17 protein-coding genes are annotated in these 20683 nt (G+C 46.2%); 2 read left to right on the forward strand and 15 right to left on the reverse strand.

The genetic code is table 11. The features are described 5' to 3' along the window. Positions 1–229: 229 nt before the first annotated feature. The 10 genes from ASL11_RS17175 to ASL11_RS17220 form a co-directional block, all read right to left on the reverse strand. On the reverse strand, positions 230–1654 hold the full coding sequence (locus ASL11_RS17175) for an aldehyde dehydrogenase family protein (protein WP_056616856.1): 1425 nt from the start codon (positions 1652–1654) through the stop codon (positions 230–232). Positions 1655–1663: 9 nt separating this feature from the next. Next, entirely contained in the window at positions 1664–3019 is a 1356-nt protein-coding gene (gene gabT, locus ASL11_RS17180) for a 4-aminobutyrate--2-oxoglutarate transaminase (protein WP_056616860.1), read from the reverse strand. A 160-nt stretch (positions 3020–3179) separates the two neighbouring features. Then, positions 3180–3512 carry a helix-turn-helix domain-containing protein gene (locus ASL11_RS17185; RefSeq protein WP_056616864.1) on the reverse strand — a complete coding sequence of 111 codons (333 nt, stop codon included), beginning with the start codon at positions 3510–3512 and terminating at the stop codon, positions 3180–3182. 219 nt (positions 3513–3731) lie between these two features. After that, positions 3732–4481: a LamG domain-containing protein gene (locus ASL11_RS17190; RefSeq protein ID WP_056616868.1), complete on the reverse strand. Its 750-nt coding sequence runs from the start codon at positions 4479–4481 to the stop codon at positions 3732–3734. A 21-nt stretch (positions 4482–4502) separates the two neighbouring features. After that, positions 4503–6008: an extracellular solute-binding protein gene (locus ASL11_RS17195; protein WP_056616871.1), complete on the reverse strand. Its 1506-nt coding sequence runs from the start codon at positions 6006–6008 to the stop codon at positions 4503–4505. A gap of 60 nt (positions 6009–6068) precedes the next feature. Continuing rightward, positions 6069–6935 carry a carbohydrate ABC transporter permease gene (locus ASL11_RS17200; RefSeq protein ID WP_056616874.1) on the reverse strand — a complete coding sequence of 289 codons (867 nt, stop codon included), beginning with the start codon at positions 6933–6935 and terminating at the stop codon, positions 6069–6071. Positions 6936–6955: 20 nt separating this feature from the next. Beyond that, positions 6956–7906: an ABC transporter permease gene (locus tag ASL11_RS17205; protein WP_056616877.1), complete on the reverse strand. Its 951-nt coding sequence runs from the start codon at positions 7904–7906 to the stop codon at positions 6956–6958. A gap of 152 nt (positions 7907–8058) precedes the next feature. Continuing rightward, positions 8059–9660 (reverse strand): response regulator, encoded by a 1602-nt coding sequence (locus ASL11_RS17210; RefSeq protein ID WP_056616881.1) that lies wholly within the window; start codon positions 9658–9660, stop codon positions 8059–8061. Beyond that, positions 9657–11393, reverse strand: coding sequence for a sensor histidine kinase (locus tag ASL11_RS17215; RefSeq protein ID WP_056616884.1), 1737 nt, complete (start codon positions 11391–11393; stop codon positions 9657–9659). The genes ASL11_RS17210 and ASL11_RS17215 overlap by 4 nt, the downstream gene beginning before the upstream one ends. After that, entirely contained in the window at positions 11390–12187 is a 798-nt protein-coding gene (locus tag ASL11_RS17220) for a helix-turn-helix domain-containing protein (RefSeq protein WP_056616887.1), read from the reverse strand. The genes ASL11_RS17215 and ASL11_RS17220 overlap by 4 nt, the downstream gene beginning before the upstream one ends. Before the next feature lie 119 nt (positions 12188–12306). Between ASL11_RS17220 and ASL11_RS17225 the strand changes: the two genes are divergently transcribed. Together ASL11_RS17225 and ASL11_RS17230 are read left to right on the forward strand one after the other, a co-directional pair. After that, complete coding sequence (locus tag ASL11_RS17225) at positions 12307–12663, forward strand: Rieske (2Fe-2S) protein (RefSeq protein ID WP_312886334.1); 357 nt, start codon at positions 12307–12309, stop codon at positions 12661–12663. 17 nt (positions 12664–12680) lie between these two features. Beyond that, a complete protein-coding gene (locus ASL11_RS17230; RefSeq protein WP_056616897.1) occupies positions 12681–13754 on the forward strand; it encodes an amidohydrolase family protein in 1074 nt (357 codons plus the stop codon). 446 nt (positions 13755–14200) lie between these two features. Here the strand turns inward: ASL11_RS17230 and ASL11_RS17235 are convergent, their stop codons facing one another. The 5 genes from ASL11_RS17235 to ASL11_RS17255 form a co-directional block, all read right to left on the reverse strand. Then, positions 14201–15814, reverse strand: a complete 1614-nt coding sequence (locus ASL11_RS17235) for an extracellular solute-binding protein (RefSeq protein WP_056616900.1) — start codon at positions 15812–15814, stop codon at positions 14201–14203. A 26-nt stretch (positions 15815–15840) separates the two neighbouring features. After that, complete coding sequence (locus tag ASL11_RS17240) at positions 15841–16716, reverse strand: carbohydrate ABC transporter permease (RefSeq protein WP_056616903.1); 876 nt, start codon at positions 16714–16716, stop codon at positions 15841–15843. A 27-nt stretch (positions 16717–16743) separates the two neighbouring features. Continuing rightward, positions 16744–17712 carry an ABC transporter permease gene (locus ASL11_RS17245; RefSeq protein ID WP_157256943.1) on the reverse strand — a complete coding sequence of 323 codons (969 nt, stop codon included), beginning with the start codon at positions 17710–17712 and terminating at the stop codon, positions 16744–16746. A gap of 99 nt (positions 17713–17811) precedes the next feature. Then, positions 17812–19590, reverse strand: coding sequence for a sensor histidine kinase (locus tag ASL11_RS17250; RefSeq protein WP_056616905.1), 1779 nt, complete (start codon positions 19588–19590; stop codon positions 17812–17814). After that, positions 19587–20681 (reverse strand): response regulator transcription factor, encoded by a 1095-nt coding sequence (locus ASL11_RS17255; protein ID WP_056616908.1) that lies wholly within the window; start codon positions 20679–20681, stop codon positions 19587–19589. Before ASL11_RS17255 ends, ASL11_RS17250 begins: the two co-directional genes overlap by 4 nt. Positions 20682–20683 lie beyond the last annotated feature (2 nt).

Raw genomic sequence — 20683 nt, forward strand, 5'->3', positions numbered from 1 at the left:
GGGTCTTGTGTGAAAAAAACAAAATAATGTTTGACAACCAGTCGTTCTTCATGCTAAAATTTAATTAAAGATAAAATATAATATCTATGTCTTATGTTTAACTTAACAGACAATAGTCTTTGTACTCTAACATAAAGCTTCCTTGTGTGTAAATACATATTTAGTAAGAAGAACCGGCATTTCTGCCGGTTCTTCTTTTTTTCCACCTAACTCCTTTGTTCATCCACGCCTATAACTTGATTGAAATGAACTTCAGCTCCGTCAACTCCTCAACCGCATATCGAACACCTTCCCGTCCGAATCCACTTTCCTTCACACCGCCATAAGGCATGTTATCCACACGGAATGTAGGGAAATCATTAATCATGACGCCGCCTACTTCCAACTGCTCTGCAGCACGCATCGCGGTACGGATATCGTTCGTATAGATGCCTGCTTGTAGTCCATAGCGAGATTGATTCACATCCTTTATCGCTTGATCCAGCGAGGTGAAAGAAGAAACCGTAACAATTGGTCCGAACACCTCTTCACAGGAAATAGGTTCATCAGCAGCTACATGCGTCAAAATGGTCGGTGGATATAGCCGAGAATTCAACTCTTTGCCGCCGGTGATCACAACGGCTCCTTTGGAGACCGCACTGTCTACCCAATTCTGCATCCGACGGACTTCTTTCTCACTAATCAGCGCCGATACATCCGTTGTCTCTTCCAGCGGGTCACCGATAACCAATTTCTCCACTTGCGCTTTGAATCTATTCATAAAATCATCATGATGTGACTCATGGACGAATATCCGCTGAATGGAAATACATACTTGACCACTATATGAAAATGCACCGAGCACACAACGGCTGATTAACTCATCTGTAATCTCGTAGGCTTTGTCTATCAGTAAAGCTGAATTCGAACCTAACTCTAAGGTAACTCGCTTTAAACCAGCTTTGTTTTTCATAGCAATCCCGACGGCAGGACTACCTGTGAAGGTAACAGCCTTCACCCGAGGATCGCTCACGAGCTTCTCTCCCACAACCGCACCGGGTCCAGGTATAACATTCAGTGCCCCTTTCGGAAGTCCCGCTTCTTGGAAAATCTCAGCAAGTATCAAGGAGGAGAGTGGTGTTTGCCCCGCGGGTTTGAGTACTATCGTGTTCCCCGCTGCGATTGCAGGGCCGACTTTATGCGCTACCAAATTAAAGGGGAAGTTAAATGGCGTTATCGCCGCGATCACACCCAGCGGTTTGCGCAGCGTAAAGGCTATGCGTCCCTCTCCGCCAGGAGCTGCATCCAGAGGTACTGTTTCTCCATGGATTCGACTTGCTTCCATCGCAGCGAATTTATACGTTTGAATTGTCCGAGCGAGTTCGCCTCGTGCGGTCTTGAGCGGCTTAGCTGCTTCCATAGCCACGAGATGAGAGAGCTCCTCTTTCCGCTTTTCTATTATTTCAGCGACTTTATTCAAAATAGTCGTACGTTCGTGCGCAGGCATCTGGGCCATGACCGGTGCAGCTGCTTGCGCAGCTTGGATCGCTTCATCCGTTTCTACTTCATTCGCATACCCCACGTCTGCAATCCATTCACCTGAAAAAGGTGAGTAAAGTGCTTCGTACCGAGCTGCTTCTTTCCATTGTCCGTTAATAAACAAATGCCTTTTCATCTGTACTCCCTACTTTCCCTCTTCGGCATATTGCTCAATTATAACATGCTGGATAATATCAAGGCCTTCAGCAAGCTCATCATCTGTGATGACAAGCGGGGTCAGAAAACGAATCACATTACTGTGCACCCCAGCGCTTAATAGGATGACCCCTGCTTCATAGCAGCCTTTTTGAATCGCAGCTGTATTCGCTTTATCAGGTTCTTTCGTATCGGGATGTACGAATTCGATTGCACACATCGCACCTAATCCACGTACCTCGGCAATATGCGGGATTGTCTTCTGTAAGTCCGTAAAGAATCCACGGATCGTCTCACCGATAACACGTGATCGTTCTACGAGATTCTCGCGTTCCAACTTCTCGATAACCGCCAATGCCGCCACACATCCCAGTGGACTTCCACCATAGGTCCCACCAATTTCGCCAGGTGCAGGTGCATCCATAATCTCCGAGCGTCCCGTAACCGCCGATATCGGCAAGCCTGCCGCAATAGATTTGGACATCGTCATCAAATCGGGCTCAATCCCAAAATGTGTCGAAGCGAACATTTCTCCCGTACGTCCGAAACCTGTTTGAATTTCATCGGCAATAAACAGAATTTGTTTACTTTTGCAAATCTCATATATACCTTGAACAAATTCCTTTGGAGGAACGATGAAGCCACCTTCACCTTGGATCGGCTCCATGATGACCGCTGCTAACTCCTCCGGTGCAACCTCGGTAAGGAGGAAATCCTGAAATTGCTGAACACAATAAAGCGCATAATCTGTCTCCGACATGCTTGGCGGACGATTCAACGGATACGGGAATTGTGCTTTGTAGGTGGCCGGAGCAAACGGACCCATCTGGAACTTATAGGGTCTGACCTTGCTTGTAAGCGACATGCCCAAGAGTGTCCGACCATGAAATCCTCGAGAAAAGGAGACGATACCTGATTTCCCTGTAAATTTCCTAGCAATTTTCACTGCATTTTCAACCGCTTCTGCACCGCTATTCAGAAAGATCGTTTTCTTTGGAAAGCTGCCAGGCGTAATTTGTGCCAATTTCTCAGCTAGCTGTAGATAGGGTTCATACATAGCGACATGAAAGCAAGGATGAATATATTTTTCAAGCTGTTCTTGCACAGCTTTGACAACTTCAGGCGGGCAATGGCCCACATTCAGCGTTCCGATGGCACCGGCAAAGTCAATGAACACATTACCATCCACATCATAAATCAATGCCCCTTCTGCCTTTTCAACAAAAATGGGTGTATTGTTGCCAACACCTCTGGGTACGAATGCTTGTCTTTTATCCATGAGTTCTTGGGTGCGGCCGCCCTGTAACTTGGAGGGTACTGAAGCAAATTTACGTGCGATTTGCATGTTCATCTTCCCCTTTAATTTTTATTTTTCATTTTTGTAGAATAATTACCACTACTTTCTCCTTCATTTTATGACGGCAACAGATTACAAATTCAGATTATAACGCAAAAAAGCCCTATAGAGGGCCACAACCTCCTTACGAATGCGATTCACTCGTCCTCTAACGACGATTTCTATATTGCTTTGGCGTTACCTCCGCGTGTTTCTTGAAAACCTTAACGAAATGGGCTTGATCATAGAAGGTGAGTCTCGCAGCGATCATGGAAATCGTGTCATTGGAATGGTCGAGCAGCTTCTTTGCCTCCTCAACACGTTCCCATTGGATGTAATTTGTCAGCGTTAATCCAGTTTCCTTTTTGAACAATTGGGACAAATAGCTCGTGTTAAGCCCCGACACAACCGAAAGCTGTTGCAACTTAATTTCTTCGAATAGATGGAAGGCAATGACAGCGACTTGTAGGGAACCACCAAAAGTGCGAGCGTAAATAGTCAAAGATGCAATAAGGCATCCATTTCAGAGGGAAACGGCCATTCCTCTATAAATAAATGCGAATGAGCATCTTTCAGGACCCACAAAGTGCCAAAACTATCATTGAAGGCAGAAATGGTTGCACTTTCGCATCAATTCGCACATGCTACACAACCATATTCCCTGCATGAACGCAAAAAAGGGTCCCCCGCCACAACCATGGCTAGTGGGACCCTTCCTCTTTTACAAACAAGCCAGTTGGTACATCTCTTCATTGGTTAACGCTTTGTTATAAATTGCTAATCCACCGATGCTGCCGACAAAGAAATTACCGATCTCCTGAGAACGATCCACTGCGCCAACGGTAAAATCAGCACCATCCTGCCCGCCATCGAAAAGGCCGCCCGGGTAATGATAAGGATTACGGATCGGGCGTTCATCCAGTATCCCGTTTACATAGGACCGCACATACTGGCTGTCGTAAGTAAAAGCAACAAAATGCCACTCCTCAAGAGGAATCTCCGTTTTACCGATAGATGAATCCATGCACCAGCGATAGCCAGGTGTCGGGCCGCCTACGGAAGATACATGGCCGCACACCTGTTGGCTGCTCTCCCAAATCGATAAATTCAGGAAAAGTCCATATTGGCGTCTCTTATTCGTTTCGTTCCAAATGCCTGCAACAAATTCGCATTCATTATTGGATTTCTTTCTGCGTTTAACCCAAGCTGCTACCGTCACCTTAGCGTTCTCACCATGCATGTTCAGATCTTGGAGGTGTTCACGGGGGATTCGAAACCATTTCCCTTCCTCCAGCAGTGCGCTGTATGGACCGAATACGCCTTCATCGTCTCGTTCTACCGGCCCTCCACCTTCCTTCAGGGCATATGGCTGTCTTCCCATCGAGTGGCGTGCTTGCCCAGGCCCTTCTTGAAAGTCCCAAAAACTCACTAAATCCGGATGGTTGAGGATGATTGCAATATCCTTCTTCATGTATGAAGCCTCCAAAGTTTCTTATTTCTTTTTGGTAAACCATTCGTTCATCGCATCGATAGCTGTCTTGCCGCCCTTGGCGTTGAACTCCTGCACAAACTTATCAAACTCGCCTAGATCGCGTTTACCCATAATAAATTTCAACGCGTTTTCTTCTGTATAGTTGCGCAGCTCTGTGAACTTCGTGTCGTACGCCTCAATCGAAGGTGCGTAGGAGGTTTCTTCACGATTCTGCTTGAATTTCAGCAAGGGCTCGTAATACGGAAGGAATCCTTTTACCTTCAAACGTGCATTGAAGCTCGGGTCGCTGTCACCAAAGAAGTATAGTGTCCGCCATGGAATATTGTTGCTCTGTTCCGGTGTCTGCACGATTTGCCCGTTCTCTACCTTGTAATCCTGACCTTCAATTCCGTAAGTCAAAAATTTGTCCGTATCTGCATTCATGATGTAATTGATGAAGGCAGCTGCGCCTTCCTTGTTCTTAGCTTGCTTCGGAATAACGATGTAGCTGCCTGGAATACCTTCTTCTTGGAAGCCTGCTGCTCCGTTCTTGCCACTAACAGGTGCGATGTACTGCAAGGTTCCTCCGGTCTTTTTATCCTTGATGGATGTATCGATCGTCAGCGCATCACCCCAATACACCGTGCCAAAAGTGGCAGTGCCGTTGATCATTTTGTCCTTAATGTCTTTATTGATAGCAAATTCTTGGTCAATTAAACCTTCGGAATACCATTTCTTCATGGTCGTGAGGTATTCTTTATATTCCGGTTGCAGCCACGCGAATTCTAACTTACCATTTTTAGTTACCGTTGAGTTACCTACCCCAAACGCAGATGCGTACGGCAGGAAGGACGCCATAAACGCACCCGGATTTCCAGCGGCACCTGTGAGAGGCGCCATATTCTTTTTCTCTTTGATTGTTTTAAGCGTCGTATACATCTCGTCCATCGTCGTCGGTTCTTTCAGACTGAGCTCCTTCAGTATGTCCGAGCGCTCCAGAAGGCCGTTGCCAACCTTTTGGGCAACACGTACTGGAATGCCGTACATTTTACCATCCAGCTTGGAGGCGTCGAGAATTTCTTTGGGCAGAAATGAAGATAGATTAGGAATATTTGTTTTAACTAACTCATCAAGCGGCTCAAATGCCCCCTGCTGCGCCAGCTTAAAGTAGTCGGATTTGCCAGGGATCCACATAATATCCGGTACATCACCTGAGGCTAAAATGATCGATATCTTCTGGTTTGGATTGTCCTTAGGCAGCGACTCGAATTTCACGTTATATCCGGATTTCTCTTTAAGCACGTTCACCAGCTTGTTGTCGTTAATCGTGTCACTGCCCTTGTATTGTTCCATGGCAGGATGATACATGCGCATCACTTTCAATTCCTTGTTTTTGACTGATCCACTTGAACTTGTCGCTCCAGCATTGGTACTGGCAGGAGCAGTATTATTACTACTGCAACCTACTGCAAGCCCGACCAACAGGACAGATGACATGCCCACAAGCACTGCTTTTTGAATTCTCATCGAATAAAACCTCCCCTAAAGTGTTTATATAAAAAAACAGGTGTTTTCGCAGGTTGGCCATTACCCTTTGACAGCACCCAACATAACCCCTTTGACGAAATACCGTTGAATGAACGGATACACAAACAGAATGGGAACTACTGCACACAGAATTGCCGCCGCCCGGATCGTTTCTGGGGTGACTTCGCGAAATACATCATTCACGACTAGGTCAGCTGACTTCTCATCGGTTACGAGTTGAAGCAGAAACATTTGAAGCGGCATTAACTGCCGATCGGTAATGTACATCATCGCTTGAAAGAAAGCATTCCAATAGCCAACCGCGTAGAACATGCCGACGGTAGCCAGTGCAGGTACAGACAACGGCAGATAGATTGAGGTCAGAATTCGTAAGTTGGAGGCACCGTCCATTCGAGCAGATTCCTCCAGCGAGTCCGGTACGCCCATGAAGAAGTTGCGGATTAAGATCATATTAAACGGTGCCAGCGCAGTCGGCAAAATGAGCGACCATAGTGAATTAAGCAGCCCAACTTGCTTTACGACAAGGTACGTCGGAATCAGTCCTCCACTGAAGAACATCGTAATGACGAACAGTAACATCAGAAAGCGAGTGTAGGGCAGGCCCTTGCGGGAAAGCGGATAAGCTGCAAGCACCGTTAGCGTCATGCTGATTATCGTCCCGACGATGGCAATAAACACCGAGTTACCAAACGAATAGTAAAATTGCTTATTTGAAAGCACGTATTCAAAGGAAATCGTGGTTATACCTTTGGGCCATAACAGGATATCCTTGGCTAGCACATGTGCTTCACTGCTGAACGCTTTGGCTGCCACGTGTATGAACGGCAGAATCATCGACAGTGATATGACGGAAAGTATGAACACGTTAAAATAACCGAATACTGTTTCTCCTCTAGTACGAATCACACAGGCACCACCTCTCTAGGTTAGTAAATTCCTTCCTCACCCATTCGCCGGGCAAGCGTATTGGCAATAACTAACAGCACACAACCGATGACTGATTTAAACAGCCCAGCAGCCGTTGTCAGTCCGAACTGCATGGTCCCTAATCCCACTCGGAATACATACGTATCAATAATATCACCGACATCGTATACGGTCGGGTTGTACATCACAAGCACCTGCTCGAAACCAGCATCAAGTAAATGACCAATTCGCAGCAGAAGCAGAATAATAATCGTTGAGCGGATGCTCGGCAGGGAGATGTGCCAGATTTGTCGGAGCCGTCCTGCCCCGTCTACTGTCGCTGCCTGGAATAATTCCTCATTGATGCTGAGCAATGCCGCTAGGTAAATGATAGCGCCCCAGCCGGCTTCCTTCCATACATCGGTGTACACGAGAATCCAGCGGAATAACTTCTCGCTAGTTAAGAAGAAGATCGGCTCACCGCCAAATGCTTGAATCGCTTTATTCACAATACCGCTGCTCGGTGACAGCAAGTCGACAGCGATTCCGCCGATAACGACCCAGGAAATGAAATGCGGCAGGTACGTAAACGTCTGTACCCAGCGCTTGAATTTCACCAACCGAAGCTCATTAAGCAGTAGCGCTAGCAGGATTGGTGCCGGGAACCCGACAACCAATTTCATCAAGCTGATAACTAGCGTGTTAATAACCACCCTCGGAAACTCATCGAACATAAATAACTCACGAAAATACTGAAGACCGACCCATTTACTTGCAAGTACGCCTTGCATAATGTTGTAGTCCTTAAAAGCAATCACGACTCCGTACATCGGTCCATATTTGAACACTAGCAGGAACACAAGCGCTGGCAGAACCATCAAATAAAGATCCCAATACTTCAGCAGCGGATGGCGATTGACTCGCTTGCTTGTCAGCAAATGGGATGAGGTGGCAGGGACTGAGGCTTTCATTTCTTGGATCTCTCCTCTCCGAGATGCTGGATTTGAACTTCTGTGCCCTCATTATATCTGTTGTAGATTTGAAAGCGTATACCAATCCTTTTACTTTCATTGCAACTATTTTTACTTCCTTCACGAAAAAAAGCCAATCGAAAGATTGGCCATTATTTGTTAACCTCGCTCGGTTTAACGCCCCAGAACTTCTGAAAGCTTTTGGAGAAATAGTTCATATGACGGTAACCAACCTGTTCCGTGGCGTCAGATACCTTGACTCCTGTGCTCAATAACTCCTTGGCCCGCTCCATCCGAAGCCGCAGCACATAACTGGAGAACGATTCCCCAATCGTTTCTTTGAAAATTCGGCTTAAGTACGAATAATTGATGTACATGCTTTCCGCTGCAAAATGTAAACTTAGCTCTTCCTTATGCAAATGCTCTTGAATAAACCGCATAACCTCATGTGCGGTCCGCTGAGAGCTGGACTGCCTTCTCTGTGCGATGGCCAAACTAATTCGCCCAGCCATCCGATTCAACCAGCCTTCGATCTGTTCCCGGGTAAGCAAAGACGTGTACGACTCGAAGTCCTCGTAATCGCTCTTCAACGTACCACGCAGCGTCCAGCCTTGCGCATGCACAATCCGTGCAAGTAAGCAAGCCATCCGAAACAAGACCTCTCGTGCTTCCACCACGGGTATACCGCTGGCGAACCCCGTCTCCATAATACGACGGACGAGTTCCTCTCTTCGCTCTTCCTGGCTGCCCGCTTCGATCACCGCCTCAAACTCACGTTCGATCTCTTGTAGCGCATCCCAAGAATCCTCTTCGGGCGTATCGTCACGATATGGAATCGCAACGCCGTTGCCGAGAATAAGTCTCTCCTGCAGGGCAAGACGGCACATCTTGTAAGCACGGGGCAGCAAGGAACTCTCAGCCACCGGCGTACCTATTCCCGCACTTGCAGTCAGCTTCAGTGTGTCCTTAACCGTCTCCAGCAGCGCAAGTATCTGTCCATTCACTATCCCTTTCATCACCTCGTCACCTACGTCCGTAGAAGCGAAGAAAATAGCTGCTGTCAAGCTATCATCATCCTGCACAACAACGCAATTCTCATTCTCTAGCACATCCCGGGCAATCGTAAACAGTGAAAACTGCACCAACTGTCGGTCCTTCACCTCAAACCGCTCGTTTCCTTCAGGTATTGGATCCATATCTAGAATAATGGGCAATGCCTTTAGGTTCTCTAATCGAATGGCAAGGTCATGTCCCCTCCGATCGATTTCCCAGGCAGAATACCGGCCATTCAACCAATTTTTATAAAATAGTTCCTTCAGATGGGGCAGATGTTCGTTCCACCTCATTTCCAGCAGGGTCGTATTATGCTTTTCGTTTAACTCTTTTTCCCGCAGTCCTTTCGCTTCCAGAACAGCCTCCACAATTTGTTCATTCTCAGCTGGTTTAATTAAATATTTGAATACACCTTGCTCAATGCTCTCCCGAGCGTAGTCAAAATCGTCGTGCCCGGTCAAAATCAGCAGCTTAATATGTGGGTACTGCCGTTTGACCATTCTCGCCAGTTCCAGACCATCCATCTCCGGCATCCGAATGTCCGTCAGCACAATATCGATATGATCATTCTGAAGCACGGACATCGCTTCTTTGCCCGTTGACACGGCAGCCGCCAGTTCTATCTGCACCTCAGTCCACTCGATCCCCTCCGCGAGTCTCTCCCGGACATAAAGTTCATCTTCCACAATTAACAATTTCATCGCGCTTCGTCCTTCCCTAATGGAATTGTAATCGTAACCCGAGTTCCCTCATTTTCCACGCTGTGTACGTGCAGATCTGCCTGTTCCCCGTAGTACAGTTTGAGTCGTGACTTTACATTTTTCAGCCCAAAATACATATCAGGCGGGCTGCTCTTCGAAATCCGGTACGAATGGCTAGTAATCGCGCTTAGCTCGTTGCTCAGGTGCTTCATTTTCTCCGACGGAATCCCCATGCCTGTGTCCTCCACCTGTATCAACAAGGTATCGCCAGCCTGATTCGAGATAATCCGCAGTTCGCCACCACTGGAGTTTCGCTCCAGCCCGTGGATGATTGCATTCTCCACAACAGGCTGCAGGAGCAGCTTCAGGATTTGAATTGATTTGGTTGATTCCTCCAGCATTATCTGAACTGTAAAATGATCCGTCCGGATCTGCTGTACCCGTATATAGTACATCAGGTGCTGAACCGTCTCTTCCAGCGTAAACGTCTCACGTCCCTTACCGAGACTGACCCGAAAAAATCGAGCAAGATTGATAACCATTTCGCTAATCTCGTGAATTTTATTCTTAAAGGCAACTGAGTAGATCGAATCTAACGTATTGTATAAAAAATGCGGGTTAATCTGCGATTGCAGGAGGCTGAACTCCGATTTGGCGAGCCGAAGCTCCTTCTCGTAATCCTCCTCAATCAATAGCCGTTGAGCTTCGGCCATCCGGTTAAAGCCGTTCATGACGGCACCGAATTTATCCTTCCGCCGATGTACAATTTGTGTATTCAGGCTGCCGCCGCTAAACTGCTTGAACGCCGCCAGCAACTTCTGCAGAGGTTTAGAAATTTCCACATAGACGAGCCACGCAATCCATATGGCCATGATGATACTGATAACAATGATCAAATACGTGAACTGTTGCAGCCTATGCGTCAGCTTGAACAATTCCGAACGCGGTTGCTCCAGCTCGATCGACCAGAAGTTGCTCTCTTCTTTAATCGACATCACATCGGCCTCATTGCCATTACCGTGCATGGCGCCAGGATTTGTCTCCAACACGAAACCGTTATTATAGGACAATCTGATGTTCATATTATCGGATGTCTGAAGATGTTGAATGATTTTGCGAAAGGAAGCCTTATCCACGGCAAGCACGAGCACGTTCGGTTCCTTGCTGTTGCTTTGCATATCGAGTAGCCGGGAATAATAAATCATATCGTTATTCAGATAGGCTGACGGTCCACCGACTTTGGCCGTCGGTACATGCACCACAAGTCCGCCATTCGAGTTCACCGTTTGCTTGAACCAAAACTCCTGCTTCACATCTGGCCATCTCAAGCCTCCGGTCATTGTGGATACACCGTTCCCGCTTTCCCCATGAATGATAAACGCTTCTTTGATAGAACCATTCACATTGGTAAGTGCGCTTAGTTGCTGCTGGACTGTATGCAGTCCGTACAGATGATCTGGACTGAGAGGGTTATCAACATTATTCCAAATATCGACAATGGAAGAATTCAGTGAGATAAGCAGCGTTTGTTGATCCATGTTTTTCGTCAGTTGATCCACGTACTCGAGAGTCGTCAATAACGCACCTCGAGTACGGTCATTAATCTGATCGTCCAGAATGGACTGGGAATAATTATTGGCAAAAACACTGACGCTAACAAGCGGCAGCAAAATAAGCAGAAAAGTAAGCGTTAGCTTGAATTGGATCGAATGCAGCCGATTAAGCAGCTTCATCGCAGGCCACCTCTTTGGACTTCCCGCTGCACAGCTGAGGGCGGGTGGCCCATTATTTTTTTGAACACACGGTTGAAATGAGCCTGATCGCTATATCCCAAATACTCCGAAATCTCTCCGATTGTCATTCTTGTATTAAGGATCATATCGCGTGCCGAATGCACACGAATGTGATGCAGATAAGTGATCGGTGTCATGCCCGTCACTTCCTTGAACGTTTGCGTAACATAATTGGGAGCGCGATCCACGAGTCGGGACAGCTCCTCAATGCGGATCCGATCGCGGTAGTGGGCAGAGATATAGTCCTGAACCTCACGCATAAGTCTTAGCTTGGCAAAGCCAAATCGCTCTTCCGACGTTTCCTGCACGAAATAGCCAAACAGCTCAGTGGCGATTCCGGTGCAGATGATGTCGGCATGCTCACGCTGGCCGAACCAATGCTGCGCAAGCGTGCTAAAACGCTGTTTGACGTAATCGAATTGCTGTGCTTTCACCTTCCGGTAGGGGTCAATATTAGATAGCGCTTTCATTTCCTGGCCAGACTGTCCAGTGTGCAAATGAAAATGCGAGGAATACTTCACATGCGGGCCGTCTGGTGCATTCGTTCCAGAGCGCTTGACACCTTGTCGGATATATAGAAAGTCGCCTTTCTCCAGATGAACCGGTTCCCCGTCCACCACATAATTCACTTTCCCGTGCGTCACAAGAATCAACATGTCTGTCAAGGTCGGCTCCTCCACCTTTTTCCAATCCACGTCCATATCATCAATAAACACGGATACGAGCTGCATCATATCAAGTATCGCCCCTTCCATCTATACCTTAGAATTATACAAAAAACAGTTGTTTCCGCAATAGTTATTTTTCAGCTATTCACTTAAGATTAATCTAACAAAGCTTAAAGGGGCTGAACATGATGGCCATATATCCGGTCGCTTCCATAGAAGAAATTCCTTCCGGCGCATTCAAAATCGTACAAATTGAACAACGCTCCATCGGGGTCTATAACGTGAAAGGTGACTATTATGCCGTACATAATTATTGCCCTCATCAAGGGGCTGAATTATGCAAAGGCGTGGTCTGCGGAACAACACTTGAATCTCAAGTTTATGAATTTATCTATGGGCGCGATCAAGAAATATTACGTTGCCCTTGGCATGGGTGGGAGTTCGATCTCAAGACGGGCAAATCATTGTTCAGTGATAAAGTGAGGACACGCACCTACCCCGTCGTCGTAGAAGATGGACAAATTGGCATCGTGATTGGTTAATAAGGAGGAGAAACGAGATGATTTCGAACAAAGAAAAATTGCCTGTCATTGACTGTGATGTGCACAATCAGTTCCGTAGTAGAAACGACTTGATCCCTTATCTCGATGAGCCTTGGAAAAGTCATGCCGAAAGGTTCGGTATTCCCGGAGCAGGGCTGCCCTATTCGTCGCCGATTGGCAGCAAGCGAAAAGATGCGGATCCGCCTAGCGGGCTGCCGTTGGGATCCGATCCGCATTACATGCTCGAGCACTTGGTCGAACCATTTAACCTTGATTACGCGTTGCTTTGCTCCGATTCAATAATTGGCATGTCTGGTTATGCGGACAGCGATCACGTTGCAGCCGTATGCCGGGCCTACAATGATTATCTAATCGCCGAATGGCTGCCCGTTAGCCCGAAGTTCAAGGGTTACTTGTGCATCGGCACCCAAGATCCCCTGGAAGCTGCGCGCGAGATAGACCGGGTCGGTCCGCATCCAGACATCGTCGCGGTCAGTGTGATCGGAGGTGCCCGGATGCCGTACGGCCAGCGTTTCTTCCATCCGATCTACGAAGCATGTGAGCGCAATGGGCTTCCGCTTATGATCCATCCGGGCGCCGAAGGCGCAGGTACCTTTAACCCACCGACTGCGGTCGGGTATGTGTCCAACTATTTGCAGTGGCATACTTGCTTGCCCCAAACCTTTATGGCTCATTTGGTTAGCTTCGTGTGCGAGGGTGTGTTTGAGAAGTATCCGGGGTTTAAAGTGGTGTTCTGCGAGGGGGGCGTCACCTGGTTGCCTCCACTACTGTGGCGGCTGGATAAGAACTTCAAAGCCTTACGCTCATCCACGCCGTGGCTGAAGCGAATGCCGAGCGAGTATGTGCGCGACCACTGCTTCATGACGACGCAGCCGATCGAGGAACCGGATGACTTCAAGCATCTCGAAGCGATGTTCAATATGTTCGACGCCGAGAATATGCTGCTCTTCTCCAGCGACTATCCACATTGGGATTTCGATGATCCGACGAAAATTCTGCAACGGCTCCCGCTCGAGAAGAAGAAGAAAATTTTCAGCGAAAATGCTCGGCAATTGTTCAAGCTGAAGTAAGTGCACGAAACGCCTTTCTCACTCACTCTCTTTCTTGTTCTCTTGCTCTTGCTCTTGCTCTCACATTCACACTCACACACACTCTCTCCCTCCCTTTCCCCTCTCTCACTGAAAATGAGGGAGGGGAGTTTTTAATTCCCAGCGTTTAGGTTTAACTGGAAAATATACAGCTATTTATGAGATATTTACCCGAAAACTCGATTTAACTGTATAACCTGTAGTTAAAACTGCCTCTTTTGCTCAGATTGGGTAGAATGGCTAAAATTACCTGTAGGTTCTCCATCTATTCCGCATATACCCGGAAAATCCATAAATTTAACTGTAGAAAATCCATCTATTCACAGTGACAGGCCACCCAACGAAGACCTATGCCCGCACAATATCAAAGCAGAGCAGTTCCCCAATAAGGTGAACTGCTCTGCTTTGAATTTCCGAAGGACTAAACACTACTTCTTATTCAATTTATCATGAATAGCCTTGCCTTCTTTGGTAAACCAATCCTGCGATGCTTTGATAACATCTTGTCTGCCGGCAGCATCCGCCTTTTTAAAATACTCATCTAATGCTGTAAGCGGTAATGCACCGTTAATGATTTTGGCAACGTACTCATTTCTCAGGTCAATCAACGCTCTACCTTTGGCAAGTTCGACTTCGGTCTGCGGTCTGTACTGGTTGATATTGAATGCAGTCAGCTGCGCACCCGCTTGAGCGAAGCTTTTCATAGCTGGCTCATATCCGCCAAGTAATGCGTTAGGCAGCCAGATGTCCGGCGTATTCCACATTCTATAATACAGTTTATAGATGATTTGATCATAAGCAGGTTTCTTCGGGCTCAGCGCACCGTTTACCATGTCATAATGAACGCCTTCTTTACCGAAATTGACAAACTTCTGCAAATCCTTATCTTTCAAATAGGTGTTCAGTAGATCCACAGCTTCGTTCGCATTTTTCGAACTTTTAGGAATGATATAGAAGTTGGATACAGGAGCAGGCATTGTATAGCCTTTCTGTCCATCTTTTCCTTCTACTGTAGGCAAGAAGCTTAATTTCGCATTAGCATCTGTTTTACTTAAACCTGCCTGGTAGGTAGCAGGATCCCAGTAGCCTGCATAAACGGCTGCTGCTTTCCCCGCCGACATCTTCTCGGTCACTTGCTGTGTCTTGTTGAATAGGTACTCATTGTCAATCAAGCCTTCTTTGTAGAGCTTATTCAGGTAGGTCAGCAAATCCTTCAGATTCGCATCTTGTGCATCAACCAGCTTGCCATCCTTAACAATGAAAGGGACAGCGAGGTTATTTATGCCGGACATTCCAAAAGCGGCGGTAATGACATCTAGCCCATCAAGTGGATTCCCGTTATTGCCAGCTGCTGCTACGTACGGTATGGTTCCCTTGCCACTTGGATCTTTCTCCTTCATCGTCTTCAAGAATGTATACAGTTCATCCAGGTTTTTGGGCGCCTTCAGTCCCAGCTTATCCATCCAATCTTGTCTGGCTAGAAATCCTGCGCCTAGATCTACGTTTTCGAATTTCTGAAACGGAGGAACAGGGATGGCATATTTCTTCCCTTCCAACGATACAGCCGTCCATGCATTCTCGGTAACTAATTTATCCACCTCGCTACCGAATTGCTTGATCGCATCGTCCACTGGCAGGAGAGCTCCCTGAGCACTGAAACGTTTGAAAATATTCAAATCATTCGTATAAATGAGATCATACACATCACCAGAAGCAAACATCAAATTATACGTATCCAATTGATTCGCAGCCGGAATGACATTCCATTCAATATTGCTGTAACCTGTTTTCTCTTTGATCATGTTCAAAAATTGATTATCGTTTGCACTTGCTCCTTGCTCATAGCCTTTGACTCCTGCATTGTCGGGAACGGCTATTCTGATTTTGGCCGCCTTATTCAGTTTTGGGCCTTGGGTAGCAGTCGCCTCTTTCGTTTCCTTGCTTTCTGGCTTCGCTTCATTACTGCAACCAGCAAGAGATACCGAGGCTGCAAGTGCAACTAGTAACGTTGTCGTGGACCATTTGTTTAATCTTTTCCGCATATTTATTTCCCCCTTCAAATATGTAGCTATTGTTTAACAGCACCTAGCGTTAAGCCTGTGACAAAATACTTTTGTAGAAAAGGATAAACGAGCAGAATCGGTATCGAAGAAACAAAGATGGCTGCGGCTCTGAATGTCTCCGATGCGATATTGGCCAATTGCTCAGGGTTTTCCAAACCGTTCTTATTGGCTGCGGCCACTACGTTTTGCAAAAATAAAGGCAGAACCTGAACCTCTTTTTTCGTTAAATACATTAAAGGGTCCATGTAATTGTTCCAAATCCCTACTGCGCTGAAAATCGCAATTGTCGCTAGCAAAGGCTTGGAGATCGGAAGCATGATGCGGAATAGGATGGTGAGATTGCCCGCTCCATCAATTCTCGCTGATTCCTCTAGGCTATAGGGCAGAGACTCAAAGTAATTTCGTACCAGAATGAGATTGAAAGCGCTCACCATCCCCGGAATGACAAGTACCCACAGATGGTTAATTAATCCGGTATTTTTGATAACCATATAGGTAGGGATCATTCCGCCGTTGAACAGCATCGTGAACACATACAGAATATTGATCGCTTTGCGGCCTACCAAATCCCTTTTCGCAATGGCATACCCCACACAAGCTGTAAAGAACACTTGAATGGCCGTACCCAGAACGGCGACGAACAAGCTGTTCGTAAACGCAGTGCGAAAATCAATGCCTGATAACAACACTTGGTAAGCTTTTAGCTGAAAGCCCATTGGCCATAAGCTAACCTGACCGCTGACGACATAAGCTTCCTCACTAACCGATTTCGCTAACAGTGTGATAAACGGTAGGACACAAATGAGACCTACTGTTATCAACAATGTGTAATTAACAACCGTAAATACCTTTTCCCCGGTCTTCATCCTCTTGTCGAACAAAGCTATTTGCTCCTCTCTGCTGCTTATTTACCATATCCCTCGGTTCGAATACTTGCGACTAATCTTATTGGCCGTAACCATCAAGGTAAATCCAATAACGGATACAAACAAACCGACTGCGGTTGTATAGCTGTAACTACCGTTCTGAATCCCTTCGCGGTATACATAGGTTCCGATGACATCCCCAACATTGTATACAAGGGGATTGTACAGCAGTAGCACCTGTTCTGTATCGCTGCCCAATAAGGTAGACACCCTTAGAATAATAATGAAGACGATCGTGCTGGATATGCCAGGGAGCGTAATATGCCACGTTTGTCTGAGCTTACCTGCACCATCAACGCTGGAAGCGGCATACAGATCAGGATCGATGGATGTTAAAGCGGCCAAGTAAATGATGGCGCTCCAACCGGTTTCTTTCCACGCCGTTGATGCGACGAGCACACTTCGGAAGTAGCTATCATCGCCAAGAAATGAAATCGGCGAAATGTCGAATGCCTTCAGGATGCCATTGATAATGCCTGTACTTGGGGACAGGATATCCACAAAAATTCCTGCAATAACGACCCACGATAGAAAATGTGGCAGATAGGTAAGCGTTTGCGTCATGCGTTTAACCAAACCCGACCTGACTTCATTCAGTAGCAGCGCCAAGATAATGGGCAGAGGAAACTGAAAAATAAATTTGAACAGATTGATCAACATTGTATTGCTCAACACGCTAAAAAATTTAGGATCGGTCAACAATGTTCGAAAATGAGCCAGCCCTACCCACTTGCTATCCAGTATGCCGTCAAATACCCGATAGTTCTTAAATGCGATGACGATCCCCAGCATCGGAACATAACTGTAAATCAAAAGCACCAGTAAGGGTATCGAAATAATCAGATATAAATCCAGATTATGTACGATTCTTGCCTTCAGGCGATTTTTTGTATTGGGGATCACACCTGCTTCTAGAGACTTGATCGCATGGGAGGGTGTAATCTTTGCCATTTCATCACCTCAACTCCTTGTTGTATAGCTTTATTTTACGTAAATGTACCCATCAGCCACAACAGGACAGAAGTAAGATATCACTGACAAAAATACGGATTATAGACTCCCCGAAATCTTTAGTTTCGCAACGGCACGACAGCCCATACCGGGTTCGCTGTAAAACTGTAAGCCACATTCCATGCCATAATAAACTTGTATACGCTGATGCACGTTCTTCACGCCATACCCTCTGGTCTCCGTTTCAAACAGTTGCTGAAGCCTCTCTGTAGGTATCCCGACGCCATCATCGATGACCTCCAAATACATGTAGGCGTCTTCCTGATAAGCACGGACAACAATGGTTCCAGCTTTCCCTTTTTTGGGTCTGATGCCATGAATAACGGCATTTTCAACCAGTGGCTGTAAAATCATTTTGATCATGATCTTCTCTTCTAGACCCTCTTCGACGTTCGTTATGAACTGGATGGCTCCTCGATAGCGGTAATTGATGATCTGCATATATTTGCTGACCTCCATAACCTCTTCAGCAACGGAGATATGCTCCTTGCCTTCGTTCAAACTTAACCTCAAAAACTTAGCAAGTGATTCGGTTAATTCTGCGATTTCTTTCGCGTCTATTCGTAGGGCGCTCCATTGAATAATATCCAAAGTATTATACAAAAAGTGCGGATTGATTTGCGCATACAGCAGTTTCATTTCCGCATCTTGTTTGCTAATTTGGGCCTGATACACCTCTTCAATAAGGGCTTTAATTCGCGTGCTCATCTTGTTAAAAGAACGCTGTAATCTTGCATATTCATCATTTCCCCGGATATTGTCCTCTGTTTCAAAGCTCCCTTTTTCTGCATGCTTAATGAGCTTCACCAACTTTTTCAACCGTTTGGTGATACTGCCCGAAATAATTAAAGCGGTAATGATAGCTATGATTGACACTACCCCCGCCAAGGCGAGCATGAAGTTCTGAATCCACCTACTGTTCATACCCAGATGTGTTTCCGTCATTAGCAATGCAATCTGCCAATCCAGACCTTTCGCCTTGCTGAAAACAGCATAATTGGTTCTCTCCTCAGGCCCGAAACTGACAATGCCCTCTTCCTCTTCTGGCAAAGACTTCAAAAAGAGGTCGCTTACACCGCTGCCCCCTGCCAGTAATTGCGTACTTCCAATTCGCTTGTTAGGGGACATAACAAGTGTTTCCGCTCCATCTGGAAGCCGAATATCATTCAGAATAGACCAGATAAATTTGGCATCCAGCTCGACCATCACATAGCCAAGGACATGCTGAAATCGGTTGATATCCTTGATCTCTTTAATAAAGAGAACCTCATCCCCTTGAACGATGCTTAGATGTTCCACATCGCTTGCATAGAACCACTTTTCTTTGATTTTGCCTTCCAAAAGTGGCTGTAGACCAGCCTCAAGTTGAAGCTGGTCTATCCCAAAAAAGTTAGGGCTAGCCGAGACGAAGGTTGGATTTCCTTTCATAAAATAGCTAACCTTGAGCACATTGCTCTTGCCCACGTAATTGCTCACATTTTTGTTAAGTAGATTGAAAAAATCAATCACTTCCCCCGAAGTCAGAGCTCGTTCAGATACCGTTCTTAGAATCAGTTGAATATCATAATTGCTTTGCGTAAGATCGGCAATGTTATAGGCAGTTTCGATGCCGAAGGCAATGTTTTTCTCTGCCTGCTTCAGGGTTTCCAAATAAGCCTTGCCTGTCTGTTCAACCACCGATTTATGAATCGTAATATAGGAGAAATAGACCAATACCATAACCGGAATAATAATTAGAATTAAATAAGAAATAACCAGCTTGGTCCGCAAATTGATGTTATAGTACATGCCACTGAGCTTGTTTAGCACTTTTCTCATAGCATCTTCTCCCGATATTCCATAGGGTTGACGCCAACCACTTTTTTAAAAATTTTGGTAAAATAGTGCGTGTCCTGATAGCCGACCTGATTGGCTACTTCATAGATTTTAATTGAGGCGTCCTTGAGCAGCTCCTGCGCCTTCTTTAATCGTACATGCGTGATATAATCGTTAATCGTGTGCCCTGTTTCTTTTTTGAATAACGTCTGGAGATGCCCAGGAGACATGAATACTTCTGCCGCCAGCTGCCCAATGGTCAGATTCTGATAGTAAATTTTATGAATAATACCCTCAACATCCCGAATAATTCTTCGGGATTTGCTGTTTCGCAACTCATTGGAAGCCATCTCCAAATAGGTCAGCTTTTCGAGCACAAATAGCTCGATTTGCTGAGGGCTCTGCATCGTTCTGAATTGGTGCAAGGACTCTTTCACCTCTTGCGCTATGGCAGAATCTACATGCACGGATGCTTTGCGTATCGCTTTAATCAGAAGCTCACTGCATATGGTCGTTAGGAACAGCATGCTTTCCATTTTCAATTGCCGAATCGTAATAAAGAGCTGCTGAACCTCAGTCGTTAGTGCGTCTGTTTGCCCTGCGCTGCACAATCCTACGATCTTCTCTATGGAATCCACAATCACCGGCAACCCCGTAGATGAGATGCTGCCTGAATAATATTGGCTAACATCGTCCTTTAATTGCTTCTCGGCACTTTCTTTATCCAACTTAGCGACAACTTTGGCAACTACCTGCTTTAATTCCTCTCGATTAAAAGGTTTCAATATATAATCAATCGCATCTAATTTAATTGAAGCCTTCACATACTGAATGTCTTGATGAGCGCTTATCATGATCACCATTACCGCAGGCTGCTCATGTTTCAACTTGTCTACAAATTGAATGCCGTCCATCACTGGCATCACAACATCCGTAATCACGATATTGGGCCGCAGGTCGCGGGCAACGAGCAGAGCTTCCGCCCCGTCTTCCGCTTCACCTGTAATCTCGATACCCAGACTATCCCAGTCGATGAGATCTCGCAGGCCTTCCCTCGAAATATAATCGTCGTCGACAAGCATCATTGTATACATGG

The organism is Paenibacillus sp. Soil750 (assembly GCF_001428045.1).
GTDB classification, from domain to species: Bacteria; Bacillota; Bacilli; order Paenibacillales; family NBRC-103111; genus Paenibacillus_E; species Paenibacillus_E allorhizoplanae.